This is a genomic window from Thermovirga sp., assembly GCA_012523215.1.
GTDB lineage: Bacteria > Synergistota > Synergistia > Synergistales > Thermovirgaceae > 58-81.
This window is the reverse complement of sequence record JAAYIZ010000310.1, coordinates 1-5,675: the sequence shown is the minus strand read 5'-3', so window position 1 is coordinate 5,675 and position 5,675 is coordinate 1. Positions and strand designations below refer to the sequence as shown.

Here is a 5,675-nt window from a genome sequence, read left to right as displayed (position 1 = left end):
ATTTTAAACAAAAAACATGAAGGGTTCAAGTTCATTGGACAGCCTCTTCCTGGCCGGCATGGGTCGATACTGCCCATGTTACCCGCTCACTCGCCATTAGTATATACTTATAAAGAGAACTTTGACGGGCCTGGGGGGCGGATCACTGGCCTCCATGCGATCCGGGGGGATTATACGATAATGCGGGAATTATGGGGTTTGGTAAGGAAAAGCGGAGTGGAACAGGAAGACGCACCGGACAGGACGTCCCGGGATGTTCCCTGTGATGATGCAGTCCAAGGACGAAGGGTGATGGAACTGTCGGTGGTCATAACCCTTACCGACGACAGCCAGATAGGTCGGTCCGCTCTCATTCTCGCTTCCACGACGGGTCCGGAGGAGGAGAGAATCCTTAAGGAACAGATCACCGATTTCGGCTGGAAGGCAGTGGCGACCGAAGTCGGTGGACTTGCCGGGGATCTGCCCCAGAAGATCACCAGGGCCGTGGTCGGGGCCGCTCTGAACGGCGAGATTGTCAGGAAGAATTCCAACGAGATGCATGCCCTGATGCACGCAGCCTTCGAGGCCATGAACGGCTTCATCTCGGTAGGGATGCTGGAAACAAGTATAGGCATGAAGATCGGGATTGTCAGGAACAGGCACTGGATCGCCGTAGCGGTCGTCGGCGATTCGGCCTACCACGCAGTTGCCCACCATGAGAGGTGCGGGTTGGGGGTTATGCATATTTGATCCGCAAGGGCCGCCCTTATTGTTTTTTCAACAGCCCTGTGTTACATTCCTTCCTTGTGGAATGAAAAGATAGTTTCTTCACGGAGGTGCGCTCAATGAAAAAGGATATACATCCCAAGTATGGTGAATGCAAGGTGACCTGCGCCTGCGGGAACTCCTTCGCGACCGGGTCCACCGTGGAGGAGATCAAGGTAGCCGTCTGTTCCGCTTGTCACCCGGTCTTTACGGGAAAACGCGGCACAAGGGTATCCGAAGCCGGCAGGGTCGAGAAGTTCCAGAAGAAATACGCCGGTACCCGTTTCGGTAAACCTGCTGAAAACGGGGAGGAAGAGAAGAAGGACTGATCCAGCATAATCAAGAGGTGAACCCATGCCAATCAGTGTTCTGCTGCTGGCGAACACCCCCGATCCCGACAGGACGGTAGCCGCCGCCGCGAGGTTATGCTATAGCGACGTCTCCGCTGTGGATATCGCCGAGGATACCAGGAGCGAGGATATTTCCCGTTTCATAGGCCATTTGAGGTCCTCGGGGCACCTCTCCCCCTTCGAACACGCGGCCTTTACCTTCGCCATCGATGGGATCAGCAGGGTCTGTTCGCACCAGCTGGTCAGGCACAGGATGGCCAGCTACTCCCAGCAGAGCCAGCGTTACGTCCATATGAAAGAGCCGGAAGTGATAACCCCGCCGTCGCTATCCTTCAATCCGGAGGTCCTGGACCTTTTCACAAGGGCCGCCATGGAGGCTCACGGCGCTTACAGGAAGATGCTTGAATGGGGAATACCTGCCGAGGATGCCCGGTACATCCTCCCCCACGGATGGGCTACGAAGATAGTGGTGACGATGAACGCCCGCGAACTGCATCACTTCTTCGCGATGCGTCTCTGCCGCCGAGCCCAGTGGGAGATTCGAGACCTGGCCCGGAGGATGCTTATTTCGGCCAGGGAAAAGGCTCCGTTGCTATTTTCACTGGCCGGCCCGGATTGTCTCACCCGGGGGCGCTGCTTTGAAAGCAAGCCCTGCGGAAAACCCTTTTCGACCATGGAAGAGGTCCTATCCGGATGCTAGGGACCACCTACTCCTTTTCCGTCATCCTTTCCCTTGTGCTCCCCTGGTTTTTTTCAACCAGGGAGATACCCGTCGGAGGTCAGGCCGTCATCGAGGGCGTTCTCATGAGAGGCCCCAGCAGTTGGGCGCTGGCCGTGAGATCACCTGGAGGGGATATCTGGAAGAGAAGGTGGGAGACCCTGCCGTGGAACTCCTCCCCGCCCTGGAATCTCCCGGTTCTTCGAGGCCTTGCCATGATGGTGGAGATGCTCGTCACCGGCTTCCGCGCCATCTCTCTTTCAGCCCAGGTGGCACTGGGCGAGGAAGAGAAGATCGGCCCCCTAGAACTGGTCGTGACCTTCGCCGTGGCGATACTCGGGGTCATCGGGCTCTTTATACTGCTTCCCGTCTGGATTTCCGATCTCGGGATACGGTACCTGGGCATGAGCCGTTTCTGGGGAAATATCATGGAAGGTGTGGCTAGGGCGGCGGTTTTCGTGGCCTATATCGCCCTAATAGGACTCTGGAAGGACATCGCCAGGGTTTTCGCCTACCATGGCGCGGAGCATAAGACCATAAATGCCTGGGAATCCGGGGCTACGCTGGACAAGGAACAGGTATCCAGATTTTCGAGGATTCACTCCCGTTGCGGTACCTCCTTCCTGCTTGTGGTGGTCGCCGTGAGCGTCCTGGTCTTCGCGGCGGCCGGGCATGGATCCATCGCCTGGCGGGTTGCCTCGAGATTGCTGCTCCTGCCCGTCGTGATAGGCGTCTCCTATGAGATGATCCGATGGTGCTCGAGGAAGGGCACCCTTGGAAGGATCCTTATGGCTCCGGCGCTCTGGCTCCAATACCTGACCACCCGAGAGCCAGACCTGGAACAGATAGAAGTAGCCCTGGCGGCGCTTGACCTCGCCCTTGAGGGGGAGGATGCAACGGGACAAACCGACGGTGGTGAAAAGTGACGATTAATAATATAGATGGGAAACTGGAAGAACTGGAAAAATCCCTGGAGGATATAGAACGCAGGATGTCCGAGCCCTCGGTGGGTTCGAACCCGGGAGAGCTCCAACGCCTCGGCAAGAAGCGCTCCGAGATCGTCGGGGTCGTGGAGACCTACAGGGAATACAGGGGTGTTCGCTCTAGGCTCGAGGAGGCCAGGGAACTCGTCCACTCGGGGGACCCCGAACTCGAAGAACTGGCTCAGGAAGAGGCGCGCGAGCTCGAGCCGAAGATGGAAGAACTGGAGTCGAGGCTCCAGATCCTTTTGCTCCCGAAGGACCCCAACGACGACAAAAGCGTCATCGTGGAGATCAGGGCCGGGACCGGGGGCGACGAGGCGGCCCTCTTCGCCGGTGACCTCTTCCGCATGTATTCCCTCTTCGCCGAGGGCAACGGCTGGAGCATCGAAGTATTGAACAGCAACGAGACCGGCATCGGGGGTTACAAGGAGGTCGTCTTCAGGATCGACGGACAAGGTGCTTACAGCCAGCTTAAATTTGAGAGCGGCGTCCACAGGGTCCAGAGGGTCCCCGTGACCGAATCGAGCGGGAGGATCCATACTTCCACCGCCACGGTGGCGGTCCTCCCCGAGGCCGAGGATGTCGATGTCGAAGTCAGGCAGGAAGACCTCAAGATTGATACCTATCGGGCCAGCGGAGCGGGTGGCCAACATGTGAACATGACCGACTCCGCCGTCAGGATAACCCATCTCCCGACCGGCATTGTCGTTACTTGCCAGGATGAAAGGTCACAGATAAAAAACCGTGTCAAGGCAATGAATTTCCTGAGGGCGAAGCTCTACGACCTGGAGCTCAGGCATCAGCAGGAGAAGGTGGCAGCCGAGCGCAAGGGGCAGGTTGGAACGGGGGAAAGGTCCGAGAGGATCCGTACTTACAATTTCCCGCAGAACCGTGTGACCGATCATCGCATCGGTCTGACCCTCCACCGACTGGATGGCATGCTAGAGGGGGATCTCCAGGAGATGATAACCGCCCTGGCCATGGCCGATCAGGCGGAGAAGATGAGAACCATGGAAGGTTAAACCTTGGAACTTTGGGAGGCCCGAAAACTAGCTTCCACGAGGCTTATCGAAGCCGGGATCGAAAGACCCTGGTTCGAAGCCGATCTTTTGATCTGTCATGTAATGGGAGTAGAACGGGTTATCCTCCTTGCCCACCCAGAAAGAATCTTCCCCGGTGAGCTTGTTCCAGGCCTGATGGACGTCCTGGAGAGGAGGGCCGCCAGGGAACCTCTTCAGTATATAACCGGTTACTGCGAATTCATGGACCACCTTTTCAGGGTCGGTCCCGGTTGCCTGGTCCCCCGCCCCGAGACGGAATTGCTGGTGCTGGAAAGCAGAAACCACTTCCGGGGTGGGCTTTTCCTGGACTGGGGAACCGGTTCCGGGTGCATCGCTGTTTCCATACTGCTTGACAACCCGTGCAGCAGGTGCGTCGCCGTCGACAGCAGTCCCCGGGCCCTCTCTTGGGCGTGGAGAAACCTCAAGGAAAGAGGCCTCCTGGGAAGATGCCTGCTCTGCCACAGCTCCTCCTTCGAGAGGATTCCTGTTCCAACCTCGGGATTCGAGATGATCATCAGTAACCCTCCCTATATTCCCACCAAGGAGATTTCTGAACTGATGCCGGAAGTGGGCCGTCATGAGCCCCCTTGCGCTCTCAACGGAGGAAAGTCCGGGTTTGACCATTATCTGACCCTGGTAAAATGGGCGCCGACGATCCTTGCGTCGGGAGGCACCCTCATCCTCGAGACGGGAAATGACGAGCAGGCGGAAAGGCTGATTTCAATAACGGAAAAGCCGATGATTTTCGAATCCATGACCAGAGATCTGCAGGGGATCGCCAGGGTGATCGTTTTGAAGAGATCGCCCTTTTGATACAATGTTATGAGTTTTCACGGAGAGAAAACCTTACGTTCAGGAGGAATGCGCCGATGGGAAAAAGGGAACTCGTGATCATAGGAGCAGGACCAGCGGGGCTCACTGCCGCCATCTACGGGAAGAGATCGGGACTTGACGTCCTGGTCCTCGAAAAGGGAATACCGGGGGGTCAGATAAATTCCACCGGTGAGATCGAGAACTGGACGGGCGTCCTCCATGCCAGCGGCGCTGAACTGGCCGATAGCTTCAGAGAACATGCCGAGCACTTCAAGGCCGAGTTCCTGGAAACCGAGGTCAGGAAGATAACCCTTGACGGCGGAAGAAAGGTCATCCATACCGATAAGGGGGAAATAGAGGCCGAAGCCGTCATCATAGCTACCGGCGCCAGCTTCAGAAGGCTGGGTGCTCCCGGAGAAGTGGAATTTACAGGCAGGGGCGTCAGTTACTGCGCGGTCTGTGACGGAGCCTTTTTCGAGGACCAGGAGATCGCGGTCATCGGAGGGGGAAACACGGCCGTGGAAGAAGCCGTCTACCTGACCCAGTTTGCCTCAAAGGTGTTCATCATTCACCGGAGGGACAGTTTCCGCGCCGATAGAATGGCCACGGAGAGAGCCCTGACGAACCCCAAGATAGAGGTCATATGGAACTCAGTTGTTGAAAAGATAGCCGGAGAGGACATGCTTGAAAAGCTCGTTCTGAAAAATGTCAGGACCGGAGAAGTTTCGGATCTCCCGGTCTCGGGCGTGTTCGTCTTCACCGGCATGGATCCAAACATCTCCTTCATGGAGGGACTTGTCGAATCCACGAAGGGCGGATGGCTGTTGACCAACGAGAGAATGGAAACCAGCGTTGAAGGTCTATTCGCCGCCGGCGACGTCAGGGATAAATTCCTGAGGCAGGTCATAACGGCCGCAGGGGACGGTGCCACGGCCGCCATGGCCGCCTCGTCCTATATATCGGAACAACTGCACATCCAGGGCCTCCTCCTTGAGCCTGAACAGGT

7 protein-coding genes are annotated in these 5,675 nt (G+C 57.2%); all 7 read left to right on the top strand.

Annotated features, from left to right (window positions below):
* The first annotated feature begins 180 nt into the window (after positions 1 to 180).
* A complete protein-coding gene (locus GX108_08345; protein NLO57031.1) occupies positions 181 to 729 on the top strand; it encodes a hut operon positive regulator HutP in 549 nt (182 codons plus the stop codon).
* A gap of 95 nt (positions 730 to 824) precedes the next feature.
* Positions 825 to 1,073: a 50S ribosomal protein L31 gene (rpmE, locus tag GX108_08340; protein ID NLO57030.1), complete on the top strand. Its 249-nt coding sequence runs from the start codon at positions 825 to 827 to the stop codon at positions 1,071 to 1,073.
* 25 nt (positions 1,074 to 1,098) lie between these two features.
* The gene (locus GX108_08335) at positions 1,099 to 1,794 is read left to right on the top strand and encodes an FAD-dependent thymidylate synthase (protein ID NLO57029.1); all 696 of its coding nucleotides are present in this window, start codon (positions 1,099 to 1,101) and stop codon (positions 1,792 to 1,794) included.
* A complete protein-coding gene (locus GX108_08330; GenBank protein NLO57028.1) occupies positions 1,788 to 2,738 on the top strand; it encodes a DUF1385 domain-containing protein in 951 nt (316 codons plus the stop codon). Before GX108_08335 ends, GX108_08330 begins: the two co-directional genes overlap by 7 nt.
* 2 nt (positions 2,739 to 2,740) lie before the next feature.
* On the top strand, positions 2,741 to 3,817 hold the full coding sequence (gene prfA / locus GX108_08325) for a peptide chain release factor 1 (protein NLO57027.1): 1,077 nt from the start codon (positions 2,741 to 2,743) through the stop codon (positions 3,815 to 3,817).
* Positions 3,818 to 3,820: 3 nt separating this feature from the next.
* Complete coding sequence (prmC, locus tag GX108_08320) at positions 3,821 to 4,669, top strand: peptide chain release factor N(5)-glutamine methyltransferase (GenBank protein NLO57026.1); 849 nt, start codon at positions 3,821 to 3,823, stop codon at positions 4,667 to 4,669.
* A gap of 56 nt (positions 4,670 to 4,725) precedes the next feature.
* A partial coding sequence (trxB, locus tag GX108_08315; protein NLO57025.1) for a thioredoxin-disulfide reductase occupies positions 4,726 to 5,675 on the top strand: 950 nt, incomplete at its 3' end.

What these genes read in the sequence shown, in the direction of transcription:
- GX108_08330 (NLO57028.1), top strand. Translation starts at nt 1,788, where the DNA reads ATGCTAGGGACCACCTACTCCTTTTCCGTCATCCTTTCCCTTGTGCTC.
- GX108_08335 (NLO57029.1), top strand. Translation starts at nt 1,099, where the DNA reads ATGCCAATCAGTGTTCTGCTGCTGGCGAACACCCCCGATCCCGACAGG.
- GX108_08345 (NLO57031.1), top strand. Translation starts at nt 181, where the DNA reads ATGCGGGAATTATGGGGTTTGGTAAGGAAAAGCGGAGTGGAACAGGAA.
- rpmE (NLO57030.1), top strand. Translation starts at nt 825, where the DNA reads ATGAAAAAGGATATACATCCCAAGTATGGTGAATGCAAGGTGACCTGC.